Origin of the sequence: Paraburkholderia fungorum (assembly GCF_003610895.1) — a bacterium.
Classification (GTDB): domain Bacteria; phylum Pseudomonadota; class Gammaproteobacteria; order Burkholderiales; family Burkholderiaceae; genus Paraburkholderia; species Paraburkholderia fungorum_B.
Genome location: NZ_MCAS01000034.1, coordinates 246,901 through 266,714 on the forward strand (window position 1 = coordinate 246,901; position 19,814 = coordinate 266,714).

The 19,814-nt window shown below is 62.0% G+C and carries 19 protein-coding genes; 14 read left to right on the top strand and 5 right to left on the bottom strand.

The window, feature by feature from the left end; all coding sequences use genetic code 11:
- Nucleotides 1–29: 29 nt before the first annotated feature.
- The 10 genes from BCY88_RS27740 to BCY88_RS27780 all read left to right on the top strand — a co-directional run bounded on the left by BCY88_RS27740 (nucleotide 30) and on the right by BCY88_RS27780 (nucleotide 7,995).
- Complete coding sequence (locus BCY88_RS27740; RefSeq protein WP_120347353.1) at nucleotides 30–998, top strand: O-fucosyltransferase family protein; 969 nt, start codon at nucleotides 30–32, stop codon at nucleotides 996–998.
- A gap of 200 nt (nucleotides 999–1,198) precedes the next feature.
- Entirely contained in the window at nucleotides 1,199–1,303 is a 105-nt protein-coding gene (locus BCY88_RS40125) for a potassium ABC transporter ATPase (RefSeq protein WP_220669700.1), read from the top strand.
- Entirely contained in the window at nucleotides 1,300–1,395 is a 96-nt protein-coding gene (kdpF, locus tag BCY88_RS27745; RefSeq protein ID WP_028193906.1) for a K(+)-transporting ATPase subunit F, read from the top strand. The genes BCY88_RS40125 and kdpF overlap by 4 nt, the downstream gene beginning before the upstream one ends.
- Nucleotides 1,392–3,200: a potassium-transporting ATPase subunit KdpA gene (kdpA, locus tag BCY88_RS27750; protein ID WP_120347354.1), complete on the top strand. Its 1,809-nt coding sequence runs from the start codon at nucleotides 1,392–1,394 to the stop codon at nucleotides 3,198–3,200. Before kdpF ends, kdpA begins: the two co-directional genes overlap by 4 nt.
- 13 nt (nucleotides 3,201–3,213) lie before the next feature.
- Entirely contained in the window at nucleotides 3,214–5,349 is a 2,136-nt protein-coding gene (gene kdpB / locus BCY88_RS27755; RefSeq protein WP_120347355.1) for a potassium-transporting ATPase subunit KdpB, read from the top strand.
- An 18-nt stretch (nucleotides 5,350–5,367) separates the two neighbouring features.
- On the top strand, nucleotides 5,368–5,949 hold the full coding sequence (kdpC, locus tag BCY88_RS27760) for a potassium-transporting ATPase subunit KdpC (RefSeq protein ID WP_120347463.1): 582 nt from the start codon (nucleotides 5,368–5,370) through the stop codon (nucleotides 5,947–5,949).
- A gap of 103 nt (nucleotides 5,950–6,052) precedes the next feature.
- Entirely contained in the window at nucleotides 6,053–6,751 is a 699-nt protein-coding gene (locus BCY88_RS27765) for a response regulator (RefSeq protein WP_120347356.1), read from the top strand.
- 120 nt (nucleotides 6,752–6,871) lie between these two features.
- Entirely contained in the window at nucleotides 6,872–7,087 is a 216-nt protein-coding gene (locus BCY88_RS27770; protein ID WP_120347357.1) for a hypothetical protein, read from the top strand.
- Nucleotides 7,088–7,114: 27 nt separating this feature from the next.
- Nucleotides 7,115–7,441: a hypothetical protein gene (locus BCY88_RS27775; protein WP_259461535.1), complete on the top strand. Its 327-nt coding sequence runs from the start codon at nucleotides 7,115–7,117 to the stop codon at nucleotides 7,439–7,441.
- Between the two features lie 137 nt (nucleotides 7,442–7,578).
- Nucleotides 7,579–7,995, top strand: a complete 417-nt coding sequence (locus tag BCY88_RS27780) for a universal stress protein (protein ID WP_120347359.1) — start codon at nucleotides 7,579–7,581, stop codon at nucleotides 7,993–7,995.
- Nucleotide 7,996: 1 nt separating this feature from the next.
- Here the strand turns inward: BCY88_RS27780 and BCY88_RS27785 are convergent, their stop codons facing one another.
- Nucleotides 7,997–8,632, bottom strand: a complete 636-nt coding sequence (locus BCY88_RS27785; RefSeq protein ID WP_120347464.1) for an ABC transporter ATP-binding protein — start codon at nucleotides 8,630–8,632, stop codon at nucleotides 7,997–7,999.
- A 289-nt stretch (nucleotides 8,633–8,921) separates the two neighbouring features.
- Here BCY88_RS27785 and BCY88_RS27790 point away from each other — a divergent pair, with 289 nt between their 5' ends.
- On the top strand, nucleotides 8,922–10,232 hold the full coding sequence (locus tag BCY88_RS27790; RefSeq protein WP_120347360.1) for an MFS transporter: 1,311 nt from the start codon (nucleotides 8,922–8,924) through the stop codon (nucleotides 10,230–10,232).
- Here the strand turns inward: BCY88_RS27790 and BCY88_RS27795 are convergent.
- A complete protein-coding gene (locus BCY88_RS27795; RefSeq protein ID WP_120347361.1) occupies nucleotides 10,150–11,271 on the bottom strand; it encodes an AraC family transcriptional regulator in 1,122 nt (373 codons plus the stop codon). The two genes, BCY88_RS27790 and BCY88_RS27795, sit on opposite strands and share 83 nt — an antisense overlap.
- Nucleotides 11,272–12,210: 939 nt before the next feature.
- Here BCY88_RS27795 and BCY88_RS27800 point away from each other — a divergent pair.
- Nucleotides 12,211–14,115, top strand: coding sequence for an AAA family ATPase (locus BCY88_RS27800; RefSeq protein WP_120347362.1), 1,905 nt, complete (start codon nucleotides 12,211–12,213; stop codon nucleotides 14,113–14,115).
- Between the two features lie 12 nt (nucleotides 14,116–14,127).
- On the opposite strand, the gene BCY88_RS27805 is transcribed toward BCY88_RS27800, so the two are convergent.
- The 3 genes from BCY88_RS27805 to BCY88_RS27815 all read right to left on the bottom strand — a co-directional run bounded on the left by BCY88_RS27805 (nucleotide 14,128) and on the right by BCY88_RS27815 (nucleotide 16,642).
- On the bottom strand, nucleotides 14,128–14,325 hold the full coding sequence (locus tag BCY88_RS27805; RefSeq protein ID WP_120347465.1) for a hypothetical protein: 198 nt from the start codon (nucleotides 14,323–14,325) through the stop codon (nucleotides 14,128–14,130).
- Nucleotides 14,326–14,423: 98 nt separating this feature from the next.
- Complete coding sequence (locus tag BCY88_RS27810; RefSeq protein ID WP_120347466.1) at nucleotides 14,424–15,218, bottom strand: sulfite exporter TauE/SafE family protein; 795 nt, start codon at nucleotides 15,216–15,218, stop codon at nucleotides 14,424–14,426.
- Between the two features lie 215 nt (nucleotides 15,219–15,433).
- Nucleotides 15,434–16,642, bottom strand: coding sequence for an acyltransferase family protein (locus BCY88_RS27815; RefSeq protein WP_120347363.1), 1,209 nt, complete (start codon nucleotides 16,640–16,642; stop codon nucleotides 15,434–15,436).
- 387 nt (nucleotides 16,643–17,029) lie between these two features.
- Here BCY88_RS27815 and BCY88_RS27820 point away from each other — a divergent pair, with 387 nt between their 5' ends.
- Entirely contained in the window at nucleotides 17,030–18,136 is a 1,107-nt protein-coding gene (locus tag BCY88_RS27820) for an OpgC domain-containing protein (RefSeq protein ID WP_120347364.1), read from the top strand.
- A complete protein-coding gene (locus tag BCY88_RS27825) occupies nucleotides 18,133–19,812 on the top strand; it encodes a tannase/feruloyl esterase family alpha/beta hydrolase (RefSeq protein ID WP_120347365.1) in 1,680 nt (559 codons plus the stop codon). Before BCY88_RS27820 ends, BCY88_RS27825 begins: the two co-directional genes overlap by 4 nt.
- The last annotated feature ends 2 nt before the right edge of the window (nucleotides 19,813–19,814 follow it).

Genomic DNA, 19,814 nt, shown 5'->3' on the forward strand with positions numbered 1-19,814 from the left:
AAAGAATACCTAATTAATTAGGAGCCGGCATGTTGAGAAAGGTGGTCGATCGGGCGAAACAGATCCGACGCAGCGAAGGGTTCAAGCATTCCGTGGCCATGCCGCGCCGGATTTCGCTTCATGCGAAACAACGTTTGAACAGGGGTGTTTTTTCCATCGAGATTCAGGAGAACTCCGGTTTTTTCTCCGTGATGCAGATGGTCCTGTTTATTCTGATGTATTGCGACGAAAAATGCCTCACCCCGTGCATTAGCGCGCGCGGCGGGCTGTATGGCGATGCCGAGGGAAAACTGGACTGGTTCCCGGTTTTCTTCGAAGCCGTGCATCCCACGTTAGGCGCCGCGGTCACCCATAAGGTAAGGACTTCGACCGTTCGCGATCTGGTCCATCTGGGCTTTCGTGAGCGCTATGAATGCCAGCTTCAACTGAGAAGCGCGAGCGAGCTCTTCTTCGCGTACTATCGGCCGGCCGCGCATGTCTTCGAAGAAGTCGACGCGATCTGCCGCACGCTCGGAATCGGCGCATCGACCCTTGGCGCGCATTTCAGAGGGACTGACAAGACGCTGGAGGCCGTGCCGGTTTCATGGGGCAGCTTTTGCCGGCAGGTGGAATCCACGCTCGCGGAAAACCCGCACCTCACCGATATTTTCATATCGAGCGACGAACAGGCGTTCATCGATTTCTTTATCGCCTGGCCGTTCGGCAAACCGGTTACGGTTGCACCGGCAAAACACCTTGCGTTTGGCAGCACGCCCGTTCATTTCAGCGGCTATCCAGGACTCGAAATCGGCCGCGAGGCGCTGGTTTCGTGCCTGCTTCTCGCCAATTGCGGATTCCTCGTAAAGACGCCGTCTTATCTGTCCGCATGGTCGAAGATCTTCAATCCCTCCCTTCCGGTAAAGCTCGTCTCGCCTCCGCGCCCGGACGCATTCTGGTTTCCCGATAGCCGGCTCTGGCTCGAACAGGCCGCGCACGATAAGGCGGCTCAGGCGGCATAGGCTGCTTGAGCGCCGCCTGATTTCAAACGGCAGTACGAAGCGCTGAAAGTCTTCCAGCAGAACCGCGCCGCGACGCCGGCGCGGCGGTCTCTCTGCGTCCGTGCCCATCGTGTTTACGAAACGCCGTGAAGTATTAACGCTGTGTTTACACGGTTTTCCCTAAATTTCATGGTGCAGGAGTCCCTCGTGGAGATCAGACCATGGATCTGCTTTATCTCATCGCAATCGTTGCATTCAGCGGCCTCGTCGCGGCCTTCGTGATTGGCTGCGACAAGCTGCGCCGCGCGCCGGGAGGCCGTCCATGACCACCTGGATGACATGGCTCGCAGCGGCCTCGACGCTGATTCTGTTCGCTTACCTCGTGTATGCCTTGCTGCGCGCGGAGGCCCTCGAATGAACTTCAACAACCTGTTTCAGCCCGGCCTGTTCATCGTCGTGCTGATCGCACTTGCCATACCGCTCGGCCGTTACATGACCGGCGTGGTGGACGGTTCCTCGGTGGTGGTGCGCCGCATAGGGCGGCCGATCGAAACCGCGCTCTACAAGCTCGCCGGGGTCGACCCCAGCGCCGAAATGTCGTGGAAACACTACGCGCTGGCCGTGCTGGCGTTCAATGCCCTCGGCGTGTTCGCGGTGTATGGATTCCTGCGTCTGCAGCAATGGCTGCCCGCGAACCCGCAAGGCTTCGGACCGATGACGCCCGATGCCGCCTTCAACACGGCGGTGAGCTTCGTGACCAACACGAACTGGCAGGACTACACGCCGGAATCGACCGTCAGCTATCTGACGCAAATGGCGGCGCTCACGGTGCAAAATTTCCTGTCGGCCGCCACCGGCATTGCTGTCGTGGTTGCGTTGATTCGCGGGTTCGCACGCCACACGGCGGCGACGATCGGCAATTTCTGGGTCGATCTGACGCGTATCACGTTGTATATCCTCGCGCCGCTCGCGACGGTGGTCGCGCTTGTCCTGATCAGCCAGGGCGTGCTTCAGAACTTCAAGTCGTACGAAGACGTGCCGACGCTGCAGGTGACGACGTATCAAACGCCGAAGACCGACGCTCAAGGCAATCCCGTCAAGGACGCCAAGGGCAATCCGGTGATGGTGGACAACAAGGCCGACAAGCAGACCATCGCGATGGGGCCGGTCGCCTCGCAGGAAGCGATCAAGATGCTCGGGACCAACGGCGGCGGCTTTTTCAACGCCAATTCGGCGCATCCGTATGAGAACCCCACGCCGTTCGCCAACTTCGTTCAGATGGTCGGGATGCTGGTTATTCCAGCCGCCCTGTGCGTGGTGTTCGGCCACATGGTGAGCGACCGGCGCCAGGGTTATGCGGTGCTCGCGGCGATGACGATCGCTTTCGCGCTCGCTTGCTGGGGCGAGATTTCGGCGGAGCAGAGCGGTAATCCGCTGTATGCGTCGCTGCACGTCGATCAAACGGCATCGGCAACGCAAGCGGGCGGCAACATGGAAGGCAAGGAAACCCGCTTCGGCATCGCGCAATCCGGCATCTTTACCGTGGCGACCACCGCCGCATCGTGCGGTGCCGTGAACAACACGCACGATTCGTTGACGCCGATGGGCGGCTTTGTTCCGCTCCTGCTGATCGAACTCGGCGAGGTGATCTTTGGCGGCGTCGGCTCGGGCTTGTACGGCATGCTCGTGTTCGCCCTGCTCGCGGTGTTCGTGGCCGGGCTGATGATCGGGCGAACCCCGGAATACATTGGCAAGAAGATCGAGTCGTACGAGATGAAGATGGTGTCGATTGCCGTGCTGCTCACGCCGCTGCTCGTACTGGTAGGTGCATCGATTGCCGTGCTGACGGCGGCCGGCGTAGCGGGCATCGCCAATCCCGGACCGCATGGATTCTCCGAGATTCTCTACGCCTACAGTTCGGCCGCCAATAACAACGGCAGCGCGTTCGCCGGCCTTTCGGTCAATACGCCGTTCTACAACGGCACGCTGGCCGTCGCCATGTGGTTCGGCCGCTTCGGGTCGATCGTGCCAGTGCTGGCGATCGCCGGATCGCTGGCCGCCAAGAAACGCATCTCCGCTACGGCGGGCACGCTGCCGACGCACGGCCCGCTGTTCGTCGTGCTGCTGCTCGGCACCGTGGTGCTGGTGGGCGCTTTGACGTACGTGCCGGCGCTGGCGCTCGGCCCGCTCGTGGAACATCTGATCATGGTCGCGGGACATTGACTGAGAGGATAGTATGACTAACGGACTCCAACCGCCGGTTCATCAGCCGGGCAACATCGGCCAGGCACGCAACGCCGCGCGCTCGATGTTCGACCCGGCGATTGCCCGGCCGGCGCTCGTCGATTCGTTCAGGAAGCTCGCGCCACGCCACCAGTTGCGTAACCCGGTGATGTTCTGCGTGTACGTCGGCAGCATTCTGACCACCATTCTGTGGATCGCCGCGCTCGGCGGTCAGGCCGAGGCGCCCGCCGGTTTTATTCTCGCTATCGCGCTCTGGCTGTGGTTTACCGTGCTGTTCGCGAACTTCGCGGAGGCGCTCGCCGAAGGCCGTTCGAAGGCGCAGGCGGCTTCGCTGCGCGGCGCGAAGCACAACGTGATGGCGAAGAAACTGCAGGAGGCGCATCCCAAGTCGCCGATCCGCATCACGACCGCGACCGAGCTGCGTAAAGGCGACGTCGTGCTGGTCGAAACCGGCGATGTGATTCCGGCTGACGGCGAGGTCGTCGAAGGTGTCGCCTCGGTCGACGAATCGGCCATCACGGGCGAATCCGCCCCGGTGATCCGCGAATCGGGCGGCGATTTTTCGTCGGTGACGGGTGGCACGCGCGTGCTGTCGGACTGGATCGTCGTGCGCGTCACCGTGAATCCGGGCGAGGCCTTTCTCGACCGCATGATCGCGATGGTGGAAGGCGCGAAGCGTCAGAAGACACCGAATGAGATTGCGCTGACGATCCTGCTGGTCGCGCTGACGCTCGTGCTGCTGTTCGCGACCGCGACACTGCTGCCGTTCTCGATGTTCTCGGTCGAAGCCGCGAAAGCAGGGCACGTGGTCACGATTACCGCGCTGGTCGCGCTGCTGGTATGCCTGATTCCGACCACCATCGGCGGGCTGCTGTCGGCGATCGGTGTGGCCGGTATGAGCCGCATGATGCAGGCGAACGTGATCGCCACCTCGGGCCGCGCCGTGGAAGCGGCCGGTGACGTCGACGTTCTGTTGCTCGACAAGACCGGCACGATCACGCTCGGCAATCGCCAGGCTTCGGCGTTCACGCCGGCGCCGGGCGTCACGGAGGAACAGCTCGCCGACGCGGCGCAACTGTCCTCGCTCGCAGACGAAACACCGGAAGGGCGCAGCATCGTCGTGCTGGCCAAGCAGCGCTTCAATATTCGCGAACGCGACATGCACGCGTTGCAGGCGACCTTCCTCGCCTTTAGCGCGCAGTCGCGCATGAGCGGCGTCGATCTCCCTGAGCGCGAGATTCGCAAGGGCGCATCCGATGCGATCAAACACTATGTGGAGGCACGCGGCGGCCGGTTCCCCGCGGAGCTCACAGCCGCAGTGTCGGAAATCGCGCGGCGCGGCAGCACCCCGCTGGTGGTCGCGCAACATGACCGCGGTGAGGGTGCCGCGCGCTGCCTGGGCGTGATCGAGTTGAAGGACATCGTCAAGGGCGGCATCAAGGAACGCTTCGCAGAACTGCGCAAGATGGGCATCAAGACCATCATGGTGACGGGCGACAACCGCCTGACGGCCGCTGCGATAGCAGCCGAAGCGGGCGTCGACGATTTCCTCGCCGAAGCAACGCCTGAGGCCAAGCTCGCCACGATCCGCACGCATCAGTCCGAAGGGCGGCTCGTGGCGATGACCGGCGACGGCACCAACGACGCCCCGGCGCTCGCCCAGGCCGACGTCGCGGTGGCGATGAACACGGGCACGCAGGCGGCGAAGGAAGCCGGCAACATGGTCGACCTCGATTCGAATCCGACCAAGCTGATCGAGATCGTCGAGATCGGCAAGCAGATGCTGATGACGCGCGGCTCGCTCACCACGTTCTCGATCGCCAACGACGTCGCCAAATACTTCGCGATCATTCCGGCTGCGTTCGCGACGACTTACCCGCAACTGCGTGTGCTCGACGTGATGCATCTGAGTTCGCCGTCGTCGGCCATTCTGTCGGCGGTGATTTTCAATGCGCTGATTATCGTTGCGCTGATCCCGCTAGCGCTCAAGGGGGTGAGGTACCGCCCGCTGGGCGCGGCCTCGCTGTTGCGCCGCAATCTGTTGATCTACGGGCTGGGCGGAATATTGCTGCCGTTCCCGTTCATCAAGCTGATCGATATGGTCCTGAACGTGTTCGGCTGGGTTTAACCCAATAGAGTGAACATCATGAAAACGCTGCTTCGTCCGCTCATTGTCCTGTTCATCCTGTTGACCGTGATCACCGGGGTGATCTATCCGCTCGTTGTGACCGCAATCGGTCATACGGCCTTCGAGCGCCAGGCGAACGGCAGCCTGCTCGAGAAGAACGGCAAGGTGGTCGGCTCCGCGCTGATCGGCCAGCAGTTCGACGCGCCGTACTATTTCTGGGGACGCCTGTCGGCCACGACGCCGCAGCCCTACAACGCGCAGAACTCGGGTGGTTCCAATCTCGGGCCGACCAACCCCGCGCTCGCCGACGAAATCAAAGGCCGTCTCGATGCATTGAAGGCAGCGGGTAACGACATGTCGCAACCGGTGCCGGTGGATCTGGTGACCTCGTCGGGCAGCGGGCTCGATCCGGAGATCAGTCCCGCGGCGGCGGCCTACCAGGCGGCGCGCGTGGCGAAGGCTCGCGGCCTGCCGCTCGATCAGGTGAACGATCTGGTTGCGCGTAATACCTTGGGGCGGCAATTCGGCCTTTTCGGCGAGGCACGCGTGAACGTGCTGAAGCTCAACCTGGCTCTGGACGATCTCAAGCCGATGCATTGACCCGTTGCTGGTGGCTGTTCGTTATTGACGTTCACTAATCTATGGAGACCCCGCCCGGACGTTGGCCGCAACCTCAACGGTGTGCTGTCGACGTGGCACATTCATGAGCGATCCCACCGTAACAGTCGTTGTGATCGACGCTGACAAAGCCATCCGCCGCTTCGTTCGCACCAGCCTCGAAACGGACGGCATGAGTGTCTTCGAAGCGCAGACCGGTGCAGAGGGCCTCGCGCAGGCTGCGACGCGGCTGGCGGATCTCGCCATCGTCGATCTGAGTTTGCCGGACATGGACGGCATCGAGGTGATCCGCGCGCTGCGCGGCTGGTCCGCGATGCCGGTGATCGTCCTGTCGGCGCGCAGCCGCGAAGAAGACAAGGTGGCCGCGCTCGATGCGGGCGCGGACGATTACCTCACCAAGCCATTCGGTTTGCCCGAACTCAGCGCCCGGATTCGCGCGCATTTGCGCAGACAGGCCAACGGCAGCAGGGTGGGCGTGCCGCAGATTCAGTTCGGCCTCGTCACGATCGATCTCAGTGAGCGCAAGGTCGTGCGCGGCAGCCGCACTGTCCACCTCAGTCCCACCGAATATCGCCTGCTCTGCGCGCTGGTGCGCCATGCTGGGCGCGTCCTGACGCATGAGCAACTGCTCGGCGAGGTCTGGGGGCCTTCGCAAATCGACAATCACCACTACCTGCGAATCTACATGGCGCATCTGCGCCACAAGCTCGAACGCGATCCGGCGCATCCTGAACACATCGTCACCGAGGCCGGCGTGGGCTACCGGCTGGTCGGCGTGCGGTGAATTTCACGGGATTTTTATATCGCCGGCGGCAATCGTTTCCCGGCCTTTATGGCGTCGTCCGTATAGTTTGAATCTGGCGTTCCGCCGTAAGAAAAAATCTGCGTTCAGGCTGGAGGGTGTATGGCATTCAAACAAACCAAGGGTAACGTGACTGTCGAGGCGTGCGTGTTTCCCGCGCCGGGCCACATGTTCAAAGGCGCACTGCGCGTGACGACCACGCGGCAAGACAAGCAGATTCAGCAGGTTACCGGGCGCGGCTGCGGCCGGCCGATGCGTGATTCAGGCGCGGCACTGGCTCTCGCTGAAGCCGAAGCGCGCCGCATGCTCGGAGTGTGAGAGTCCATGACGCCCTCAAGACCCGCCATGATATTCAGAGGGATGTGCAAGGTTGTCGCCATCGCCTTCGTAACCAATCAGGTTCTCACGACTATTTTCACGTACGTCGCGCAGCAGTTCGACGCCACGTTGCCTCATGAAACGATCTGGCTGTTTAGTTGCGTGACATGTGGGCTGCTCACGCTATGGTTGCAATCCGATGCGCGGCGCGCGTTCGGTTTCGCGCGTGAGAAGGGTTTTGTGAAGACGGTCGGCGAACGCAAGCAGGAGTTGCAGATTGCCGAGGATTGTCCGAAACGGTGGTTGGTGATTTTGCACATCGAACTGAATCCCGCCGCGATACAGGCATCGTGAGGACACGGTGCGCCGCAGTGGAATGTGCCTGCACGCGGACACATTCCACTGCGGCGCGCTTTGGCGTGAGGATTTTTATACGAAGTTAACGCCGCATTGGCTAAGCTAGAAGTACAAAGTACCCGCTGGAGTTCTCGATGATACGAATGCTGATCCCTGTTCTCGACCATGGCGGCGCGATAGAAGCCGCTCGCTACGCGGCGTTCATGTTTCTGGAGCGAGGCGTAACCGAAGTCGAATTGCTGGAAGTACTCGAGCCAGTCGATCAGGGGCGCGCGGCAGCCTTCCACACCCGAAGCTCACTGGTGCGGATGGAAAAACAGGCCATGTTGAAAGCGTTGATCGACGCGCGCACGATTCTCGAAGAAGCGGGCGTGCCGTATCACTGGAAACGGGTATTCGGCCACCGCACGAAAGCCATCGCCGACTACGCGGCCTCCACCCAACCCGACGTCATGGTGATCGACGCGAGCCACATGGGCTTCTTCAGACGGCTGGCCATGTTCGCGTCTCTGTCGAGGCGAACCCCCACGCCCGTCACGATGGTTCATTGAATCACCCACGTTCATCGGCAACAGCACCCAGGTCCGCAAAGCCGATGGTTTTCGCCTCGCATGCCTGCACGAACGCGGCGTCGTAGCTCGAGAAAAAGACCGTACGGGTTTCAGCCAGCGTTTTAAACAGATCGACGAGAACCGCGCGCGCCGAGGCGTCGAGTCCGCCGGCCGGTTCATCCGCGATCACGACTTTCGTTTCACCGAGCGTGGCCCCGGTAAGGAAGATCTTCTTGCGCGTGCCAAACGACATCTGTTCGAAGCGCTTGTCGAGATGCTGATCGAGCCCGAAGCGGCTGGCGAGATCGAGAGCCTGACTGTCGAGCACCGTGTTCCTCTGCGAAGCCAGGCGATTCAGATACTCGCGACCCGTTTGGTCCGGATACGCCATGCAGTCTTCCGGCACATACGTCAGCACGGATTTCGCATTATGCGATGCGCTGCGCAGCGAGTGGCCGCCGAGCCACACTTCGCCAGTGTCGGCTTCGATCGTCCCGGCGAGAATGCTGAGCAGCGTGGATTTGCCGCTGCCGGATTCATCGTTGAGCGCCACGCATCCTGCTGCAGTGTCGTAATGCAGGCCTTGAAAGATGATGCGTTCGCTATAGCGTTTGCTGAGGTTCTCGAATCGAAGCATGGGGGCGGAGTGTGTCTGCCGAAGAATGTGCCGCACGTCGAGCAGATTGCGATTGCACACGATGCCGGCCGGCGCGGGATTCTTTGGGAAGTTGGCGGTGTGCAAGTGTAGCAGCGTGCTCCGATGCGCTGCGCGCGTCTGGCAATTACGCCGTCTATTGGTCACGTGCGAGCGAACAAGCGGGGAAGCGGTGTAAAGTTGCGTCTCTTTGCGCCGTTAAAAAACGGGCTGCATTGACATTCCAACAATTTCCCGAATTTCTCGACGCTCTGCTCGTCGAGCGCAATCCATGCAAACTGCTGCCCGCACAGGGGCCGAACCGTCCCGCGCCGAACTCAGGCGTATCGTCACGGCCATCGTTATCGGCAACGGCTTCGTCGCGTACGACTTCACCGTCTACAGTTTTTCCGCTGTCATAATTGGTAATCTTTTTTTCCCTTCGACTAGTCCCGCGTCGTCCTTGCTGCTTTCGCTCGCTACCTTCGGCGCGGGCTTCGTCATGCGCCCGCTCGGCGCGATCGTGATCGGCCATGTTGCCGATACCCGTGGCCGCAAAGCCGGCCTCACACTGTCGCTGACTCTCATGACCGTTGGCACATGGCTGATCGCTTGCCTGCCGGGCTACGCGTCGATCGGTCCCGCGGCGACGGTATTGATGGTGCTCGCGCGCCTGATGCAGGGGCTCGCGGCAGGCGGGGAGATAGGGCCGGCGTCGGCCTCGCTGATGGAGTCGGTTGCTTACCGGCACCGCTGTTTCATGGTGAGCTGGCGTGGGGCCAGCCAGGGCGCGGCCGCTTTCGTCGCCGCGCTGGTCGGCGTGAGCACCACGGCGCTGCTGTCGCCCGCCCAGATGCACGACTGGGGGTGGCGTGTGCCGTTCATTCTGGGCGGGTTGATTGGGCCGGTCGGCTGGTATTTGCGTCGCCGGATGGCGGTGGCCGCGCCGCTGCACCGCGCGCGGCTCAGCCCGTGGCGCATGCTCGCGGAGCATCCGCGTCCCGTCATTTGCGGCCTGCTGATGATGTCCGCGCCCTCGGTGGGCATCTACCTCACCGTCTTCTATATGCCGGCTTATCTGGTTCGCACGCTGCATCGGCCGGATGCGATCAGCCTGTTGACGGCCTGTCTGTCCGGCCTCGTGATTCTTGTGGTGACGCCGCTCGTGGCGCGCGTGGCCGACGGCCAGACGAGCCGCAAGACAGTGCAGTACCTGGCGCTCGTGGCCTCGCTGGCGGCCGCATGGCCGGCATTCTGGGCGCTGACGCACGGTGTGGGCGATGTCGCCGCGCTCGTCATCATCACGGCGTACGTAGCGCTTGCGGTCAATAATGCCGGCCCGAGTTCCGTGCTGATGATGGAAGCGTTTCCGGCGCATCAGCGCGCGGCCGGATTGGCGGTGATTTATAGCTTCGGTGTTGTTCTGTTCGGCGGATTTGCGCCATTCATCGTGACGTGGCTGATCAACCGGACGGGCGATCCCATGGTTCCCGCGTGGTATCTGATTGCCGTGACCCTGCTCACGCTTGCCGCACTGCGGGCATTCCCCGAGGCAGAAACGCCCCGTGTGTGCGATGCCCGCGCTTCGCAGCCCCTGCCGTAAGCTCGCTCACGCCGCGATGCTGCAGGATCAGCGCTTGTGCCCGCATGTCTTGCGGGCTCATGTCGAAGGCACGGCGAAATGCACGGGTGAAATCGGACGCACTCTGGAAACCGAGTCCGTACGCGATGTCCGTCACCTGAAGATGTGGGAAACGGACTAGTTCGTCCGCCGCTTCCCGCAAGCGGCGATTGCGGATATAGGCGCCAAGCCCGCCATCGTGTTCGAACCAGCGGTAGATGGTGGCGCGTTTCAGTTGCAGCGCCTCAACCACGCTGGTTGGCGTGAGATCGCCCTGATGCAGATTGGCCTCGACGTAGCGCCGCACCTGTCCCATCACGGCGGCCTGGAGCGCGCCCCGGCTCGCACCTGTCAGGCGTGCCTCTTTGCGGAACGCGGCGATCAGCAGTTGAGCGCCTGTATGGAGGGCATCCGCCGCGGCGAGCGGGTCGAGCATGGGGATTTCCCGGGCGATCGCCATCATGTGGTCCAGCACGAGGCCGGTTAGCGGTGGGCCCTGCGGAACGATCCGGCCGTGAATCGCCGCGCCGTCACCCAACTCCGCGTCCACGATCTCGGCCGGTACGAACAGGTTCAACAGCCGGCTTTCGGGCCGTTCGGCCCGAAACGGCTGATTCATATCGAACGCGACGATGCCCTGCACCGAGCCCGGCGCGCTGCGTTTCTTGCGCACACCCATCACGTTGCCGATTTCGCCTTCCACGAACAGGTGAAAGGCGTAGTCGCGCCGCGTGTCCGTGGAGACCCGGGCGACCGAGCGTTCCAGCCGCAGCGCCTGCGTGCTGCAATCCGTAAATACCATGCCGCCTACGGCATAGAGATCGATCTCGCCGCGAAATCCCGTCGCGACCTGTTCCTTCGACGGCGGTACGTCGACCACGTGGCCCACGCGCCGGCGCCAGGCGAGAAACTGTTCATCGACTGGTAGCCCATGCGTGCTGAAACGGCTCGTGGAAATAGCGGAGCGCGATTCGGCTGCGGCGGCAGCGGCCAGATGCGGTGGCAGGGTGCGCTGGTTCATGGATTGGTGGTGCGAATGACGGGCGCGGTTCCGGTGATGTAAGCGGCGGAGCGAAGTATTTAACACGCCAACGTCCAGAACTGAGACGTATGGTAAAGCGTATCAAAAAAGCTGCGGTATTGTCCGATGATTAGCTGCGTGTCGCTTTCATCGGCTAAGTAATGAATCCGTTTATAACAGAACAGGCCGAGGTGGCGTACTGCCGTCTGAATCTGTCGAAGAGAAGAGTTGCGAGGATCGGGGGTAGTTGCAGGAGAGCTGACCGGTGCCACAAGGTACCGGCAAAAAAAAGACGGACCTGAGAGTGCGGCAAGATCCGGACGGGCACATAGAGGCTCGCCGCCTAGCTGCGAAAACGTTGGGCGCCTTGCCCATCGTGCGTTCGGCGGCGTGATGGTTGCGCCTTCGGACTTGACCGAGCGACCGGTCGAGGATTGCCACTAAAGTGTCGGCCTCGCCGGGCGCTCGCTCGGTTAAACCCCGGCCTCGCCCCCGCGCGACGCGCAAAATCCGCTTATCGCCGCCAGCCCTGTCTGGACGAGTGTCGCCTATATTCCACGATTTACTGTAACTCTGACCGCTTTTAAATAGGGCGCGGTTACTTTCAGGTATGCAGAATACGCAGGGAATATAGCGCTGATAAACTGTGCGCCGGAGCAGCCGGAATCGCTTCAATGGGGCGATCGCTCCCCTTAATTCGGCGATATAAACCGTCGGATCAGCGGTAGAAACAGGCCCTTTCTGCAACATGGACCGAAGGGCCGGCCGGCATACTAGCCGATTCGCGGGCCGCTAAAAGGGGCAAATGGTTGGGTGTCCTTCTTTCCGCGCATGCATGGTGCCGCTCCAGCCGATCTGCCGATCTGCTCCCACCAGCCTCCACCACCTGATTTTCACCAGTATCGAGGGCCTGTCTTGGCCTGTTTTTGGAAGTGACTCATGAAGCCGGGAAAGAATTCGCTTGAGAAAAGACGTGCACGCAAGATCGCCATTGGGGTCGGTGCAGTACTTTTCGCCGTATTGCTCGCATTGAGTGTGTGGGCTTACCAGCAGCGCGACGGGCAAACCGATCCGGTGCTTACCGGCATTGCGAGTCAGATGCGTCACGACCCTTCGGCGTGGACGCACGATGAGAAAGACGCGTCGCAAATGCTGCGTGATATTCGCGAGGCCAACGTGGCCGCGATCGGCGTGAGCCCGAATGCGATTCTGGTGTCGACGCGCCAGGGCGCGAAATACTTCGTCACCGACCACAACGCGACGTTCTCGCATGCACTGCTGCTCGGCGAACCCAAAGCCGATCAGGCCGCGTCGTATCAGCTGGTGTGGCTGCCGGACGCCGATATCCGCACCGGCGCCGCGCGCTGGATGTCGATATTCGGCCTGCTGCGCGACACGATCGGCCTGTTGCTGCCACTGTTGCTGATCGGCGGCATGGTGTGGTTCATGCGCCGCGAGATGAAGGGCGGTGCGTCGTTGCTCGGCAAGACGCCCACGCTGCGTTTTGACGACGTGATCGGCGCCGGGGAAGCCAAGGCGGCGCTCGCGGACATCCGCGGCTATCTGTCCGATCCGAAGCAATTCACGTCGATGGGCGTGCGCGCGCCGTGCGGCGTTCTGATGGTCGGCGGCCCGGGCGTTGGCAAGACGCGGCTTGCGCAGGCGCTCGCCGGTGAATGCGGCGCGAACTTCATTTCAATCACGGGCAGCTATTTCAGCGCAAAGTACTACGGCGTCGGCATCCAGAAGGTCAAACATCTGTTTGAACTCGCGCGCAAGAATGCGCCCACCGTGATCTTCATCGACGAAGCCGACGGTCTCGCCAAACGCACGGATACCGGCGGCGGCCCCGTCGAAGCGGAGAGCAACCGCATCATCAATCAGTTGCTGGCGGAAATGGATGGCTTTGCCGCCAACGAAGGCGTCATCATCGTCGCGGCGACGAATCACCCGGACAATCTGGACGAAGCATTGCGCCGTCCGGGCCGGTTTGACCGCACGGTCCAGGTCCGTTTGCCCGACCGCGAGGAGCGCGCGAAAATTTTCCGCTTCTACGCGCAGAAGCTGAAGTCGAAGGCCGCGGACATCGACTACGACCAGCTCGCTCGCCTGACCACGGGTCTTTCTCCTGCTACCGTCGCGATGGTGGTGAATCAGGCCGGGCTGGTCGCACGCAAAGCCGGCGAGACGGAAATCGCGTCGAAGCATTTCATGGAGGCAATCAAGATTGCGCGCATCGGCGACGTGAGCGGCGCGGAGCGGGCGCTGAGCGAAGACGAACGCACGCGTATCGCGGTGCACGAAGCGGGACACGGTCTCGTTGCCGCACTGCTCGGCACCGGCGTGCTGGAAGAGGTCACGATCTTGCCGCGTGGCGGCGCATTGGGTGTCGCGCTGATCACGAAGGCGCAGGACAAGCACCTGTACCGCGAGACTGAAATCCGCAACGAGATCCAGGTCCTGCTTGGCGGGCGCAACGCCGAAATTCTCACGTTCTCCGAAGCGTCGAGCGGTGCCGCGTCGGATCTTCAGGAAGCGTCGCGCATCAGTCTCGACATGGTGTCCAAGTTCGGCTTCAATCGCGACGGCGATCTGTTCAGCCTCGCAGCGCTGCCGTCGCAGTACGCGGGCCTGCAAATGAAGAGCGCCATCGAACACGCCAATGTGCTGCTCAAGGAATTGAACGAGTTGTGCTATGGACTGCTGCACGCTTACGAACCCGTACTGCGCGCCATTGCCGATGAACTGCTCGAACGGGAAACCGTCCCTGGCGAAACTGTTTACCGGTTGATCAAGGAGCACAAGAGTGCGCTGAAGATCGTCCACGAGCCGGCTGCCGCCTGAGCAATTTATTTATCACGCGTCGTCTGCGTCGTCTGACTGGTTCACCGGTGGTGGCGTTTCGCCTTTTGCCGGCAATGGCTCATCGAGACCCGGTTCGACCGGCGTGGGGATGGCGTCGCCAATCGGCCTGGATACCTCGGTAGGCGGGCTGCCCGGATCTTCATCGGGCTTGTGGTCCGGCTCGTTTGGGGGATTTGCCTTGGTTGCCAGAATGGTTGCCAAAAGCGCTCTCCGGTTGATTGCAGTAAGCAATCACCAGCAATGCGCGTTCCACGGCCTGGATTGAGCGCCGCACGCAACCCGAACCCTTATAAAACCCCGGATTTCCAGACCATTTGCGCGGCGGCTGCCAGCACGAACAGTAGAACCAGAACCCGAAACGCCGCCGGCGGCAAACGGTCCCTAAGCGGCCGTACCAGGAGCATGCCCGCGATCACCGGCACGCTGGCACACGCCGAAATGACCAGGTCGCTCCAGCTGGCATGCGCGCCGCCACTGAACGCCGCCACCAGCGTGATGATCGATACCACCAGGATAATCGCGATCTGCTTGGTAAAAGCCTTCCCCGTGGCACCCGTGGCGATCAGATACATCGCCAGCAAAGGACCCGGCACCGAAGCGATACTTTCCATGACTGCTGCGCCGAATCCCAATACGAAGCCCGCGGGCTTCGCCCACGTCGGCGACAACGTAAGCCGCGGCGACAGCAGCAGGAGCAGGGCCGCAACGATCAGCAAGATGCCTGCGGCAGCCTGTGCGCGATGTGGCGCGAGCGAGATCAATACGCTCACGCCGACAAGGTTGCCCACCACCGTGCCGATCAACGGCGCGGCAATGCGCCGGACCGTCGGCAGCAACTCGCCGCCTTCCAGTGCCTGGGGAATATTGCCGAGGATGATCGGCATGGACAGCAATAGAACGGCCTCCTTGATCGGCATGAACTGGCTGAGAATCGGCATCGCCACCAGCGGTACGCCGATACTGACCACGCCCTTGACCATGCCGCCGAGTAGCAGCGCCGCAATGATGCCAAGCAGCGCGTAGAGGCTGAGCGTCTGCAGGCTCGCGCCAAGCACGCCGTCGGCGAAACTGAAATGAAACATCGTTGGTGTCCGCGAGCCAACCGCGCTGACCGGATGGACCGGAGCATGCGCGGGCAGTGGCTTGTTTTTATTGTTCGGCCTGTTCAGTGCCCGCGTGTCGCGCAAGGTTCGAAGCAGCCGGCCAGGTGAGGCCGCATGATACCGCGCCTGCACTCAAGTCGCATGAAGGCATATCGTAAGCTTTCCTGCCTTCATTCCCGCCTTCGTTCCCGTCTTCAAACAGCATCTGAAGTGGCGTCTTCATCCTTCAATGCGTGCTCGTTGCGCGCGGCAAACGAAGAGGCCGGCGCAGGCGTTATGTGCGGGCCAATCTGCGCACCAGCCTGAGCCCTCGTGCCGGGCTGTGCGTACCGTGTTTTCAGGCGCAGAATCGGCGCTTCGATCAGGCGCCAGGACAGCACGGCCAATGTCAGCGAAATCAGGAACGACGCGGCAATGCCGGCGGCGTGCGCCCATGTCGGTACGGCGCCGCCAAAAAACGTCGTGGCGTGGCGGTTGCGGGTCAGGTCCGGAATCAGGTTGTGGTAGAGGTAAAAGCCGTAGCTGATGCGTCCGAAGTTCGCCAGCCACGCGGTTTCAAGCAGACCGATCACTGCGGCGTTGCGGCAGCACGCAATCGAACACACAAGCGCCGCGATCGTGACGCCGTACAAGGCGCTGACCATCGTGAAGGCAAGCGGGCTGTTCAACTGACTCCACATCGGCTCGGTCGCGCAAAATCCCGCAAGGCAAACACCCAGCACGAACAGCGTCAGGCCGTGTCCCAGCACGATGCGCAAGCGGCTCGTTTTCCCGGCGATCATCAGGCCGCCCATTCCACCCAATGCGAGCAGCCAGAAGTTGGTCAGCGGATGCGTATAGATGGTGATGTCCTGCCACTGCGCCGCACGCATCGCCAGCAGCGAGGTCAGCCCAACCGCGACGACCGCGAGACACACCGTGCGATGCCGCCGCGCCGTAACCAGCAGTAATAATGGCGCGAACACCAGATAAAACTGTTCTTCGATCGCGAGACTCCAGAGATGCGAGTAACGACCTGGCCAGTAATGCAGCACGGAACCGATCCAGATGTTCGACAGATAGGCGAAATGAAACGGCATGCCGCCCACTAACTCAGGGCTTGCCAGGCCGAACGCCATCAGCACGCACATCGTGACCAGCATCAGGTAGTAGACCGGAAAGATGCGCAGCGTGCGGCGCAACAGGAAGCGCTTCAGTTCAGCACCGAACCTGCTTTCGTTTGTTTCGATACGTGCGCGTTGCGCGGACAGAATCCCGGTGATCAGAAAGCCGCTCAGCGCGAAAAAGATCCACACGCCGAGGTGACCGATCTCACCGATTTCACCGAATAGACGGTGCTGAAAAAAGACCATCAAGACTGCAATCGCGCGCAATCCGTCGAAGCCGGCAATCCTGTTGTTCATGAGGTTTTCTTCCAGCCGTATTGCATAAATTCATCCTACGATGAAAAAAAGCGAAAAAAATCGCGCATCGTAATACGTGATTTTTTTCAGTGGCCTTTACCGATTGCGCTCGCGCTGGACGCATTAAAAGCCGCAAAACTTGCTGCAAGGTTTTCCGTCGATTTCATGCGACGGCTCAGTATTACGGCGTACCGACATTCGAATTTCAGATTGCTGCCACGTCCTATGTATTTAAAGGGCGGTTGTCAGCGCGCGCCGGGCTCGCGCACGGACTCGGCGGGAACGTTTTATTGTCATGGAGTTCCTAACAGGAACAACGGCAATACAACGGCAATTCCCCGTTTTTCACGGCGCATTGCAGACACGCGCCATCTTGCGAGAACCAGAATGGACATTCGTCGCGGACGCTCGATCGAAGTGGATTTTTTCCGTGGCGTCGTGTTGATCGTCATCGTGCTGGATCACATCCCCGGTAGCACCTTGTCGCATCTGATGTTGCATAGCTATGCGTTATGCGACTCCGCTGAAGTGTTCGTCTTCCTCGGCGGCTACGCGTCGGCGGCGGCGTATACGGCGGTCCTTTCAGGGCGTGGCGAGAGCGCTGCGGCGATGCGTTTTGTCCGGCGCTGCTGGGAGATCTATCGCGCCTATCTGTTGACGGCCGTGTTGACGCTGCTGTCCGGCGCCGTTCTCGCGTTCCTGCATCTGAACCAGCCGATGGTCGACCTGAGCGGCTGGCAACCGTTTGCGCTTCAGCCGCTGCGTGAAGCGTTCGATATTGCCGTGCTGCGGCACCAGCCGTATCTGTCGAGCGTGCTGCCCATGTACGTGATCTTCGCGCTGTGCGTCCCGTTTGCCGTGCCGTTGGCGCGCCGCTCGCCGCTTGCCGCACTGGGCCTGAGCATGACGGTCTGGGCGCTCGCCCGGCCGCTGGCCGCGCTATTTAGCATTGACGACGTGGCCGACTGGGCTTTTAATCCGTTTGCCTGGCAACTGATGTTCGTGCTTGGTATTCTCTGCCGGGTGCAACCCGTCAGCGAACGCTTTCACGCCACCCGCACGGCGCGCTGGTTCACGCGTGCCGCGGTGGCCGCGGTGCTGGCGTTCGCCATCGTCAAGCTCTTCATACTGACGCAGCCGTTGCCTGGCGTACTTAAACAGAACCTTTCCATGGAACGCGTGATCAACTTTATCGTTATCGCCTGGCTCGCCGCGCAGTTCGTGCGCGTGGGCAGCATCGCCTGGCTCGCCCAGCGGTTGCCGGCCGTGGTAACCGTCGGCCGTACCGGGCTCGTGTGTTTTGTGACCGGCACGCTGGTGTCGTTGATCGTCGATACGGCGACGCGGCATACGTTCCACGGCTTTCGCGGCACGCTGATCGGACTCGGCGGCGATCTGGTCGCCATCGGCGCGGTGCTGATGATCGCGCGCGGCTGGAACGACTGGAAAGGGCAGCAGTCGCGCACGGCTGCCAACCGCGCGCGTTACGGATGAGGGCGCGTGCGCGCCTCGTGCGCCATGTGAATTTGATGCGAGCTTCGCGCACGCTGGCGATAGTCGCCGGCGCGCTGCTATGGCTGAACGCACCGGCGGCATTCGCCGTGGGCAAGGACGCGCTGCTCGCCATGCGCTGCGTGGAGCTTGCGGGTGCGGTGTTACCTCCCGAGCTGATCGCTTTACCTACCGCCGGCGTGCAGATCGAAAGCGCGGCGATGGTGGCGGCCACCGCGCCTGGCAATCAGCAAGGCGGCGAATATTGCCGCATTACCGGCCGTATCAAGGGGCTCAACGCCACCACACCGGATATCCGCTTCGACCTGAATCTGCCGCGCCGCTGGAACGGCCGTGCGCTGCAGATCGGCGGCGGGGGCTATAACGGCGTGGTGGTGAGCGGCACGGGCGTGATGCCGTTCTCGCCGGATCGCGCACCGCTCGCGCAGGGCTATGCGACCTTCGGCGACGACTCCGGGCATGTGGGCAATTCGTCGCTCGCGGTGTTCGGCCTCGTGGATGAAGCGGTGACGAATTTCGGCTACGCGCATCTGAAGAAAACGCACGACGCCGCGCTCGCACTCATTGTGCGTGCTTACGGCCGCCCGCCGCAGCGAATGTATTTCGCCGGCGGCTCGACGGGTGGCCGCGAAGGCTACACGGTGATGCAGCGCTATCCCGACGACTACGACGGCGTGATCGCCAATTCCCCCGCGCTCAATTTTTCCGGCGTGCGCTTGATGGGCGTGAAGCTGGGTCACGCGGAATACGCGACGCCCGGCGGTTTCATCCCGCCGCCATTGCTCGAGCACGTGTACGAACGCACGGTTGCGGTTTGCGACCGGCTCGATGGCGCGGCGGACGGCATCGTCAGCGACGTGGCCGGCTGCCGGCAACACGAAGCGGAAATCATTGCCTCGTTGCGCTGCGCCGGACGCACCCCCGTGCATGACGAATGCCTCACCGACGCGCAACTCGCCACCTTGCTGCTGATGCGCGATGGTCTGTCGTTGCCCTACAAGCTCGCGTGGGGCGTCACCGGCTATCCTGGCTACAACGTCTTTCAGGGCACGCGTCTGACCGGCCTGCTCGGGCTTGCGCATCAGCCTGAGCGTTTGCCGGTGCCGACCTTCTTCGCCAATGGCTACCTGTTCGCGCAGGGCGACGGCTACATCCGCTATTTCGTGACGCGCAACGAGCAGTTCGATCCGCTCGGCTTCGACCCGTCGCATCCTGGCAAGTATCGCGGCCAACTCGTTACGCTGTCACAGACGATCGGCGCGATGAACCCCGATCTCGCACGCTACATCGCGCACGGCGGCAAGCTCATCACGCTGCAAGGCCTTGCCGACGAAGTCATCAGCCCGAACCAGACGATTGCCTATTACGAGGCGCTGATCGACCGCTTCGGCTTGGACCAGGTCAACGGGTTCATGCGGCTCTACATGGTGCCGGGTTTTCAACATGGCAGCGGCGTGTTCATTCCCTCCGTGGATCTGCTGGGCGCGCTCGACAACTGGGTGACGCGTGGCGTATCGCCCGAGACGCTGACCGCCACCGATATCGCGGCCGCAACCAACGGACGCTCGCGTCCGTTGTGCCGTTACCCGCTGTTTCCCCGCTATAACGGCAAGGGCAACGTGAATCTTGCCAGCAGTTTCGCGTGCGCCGAACCCTGACG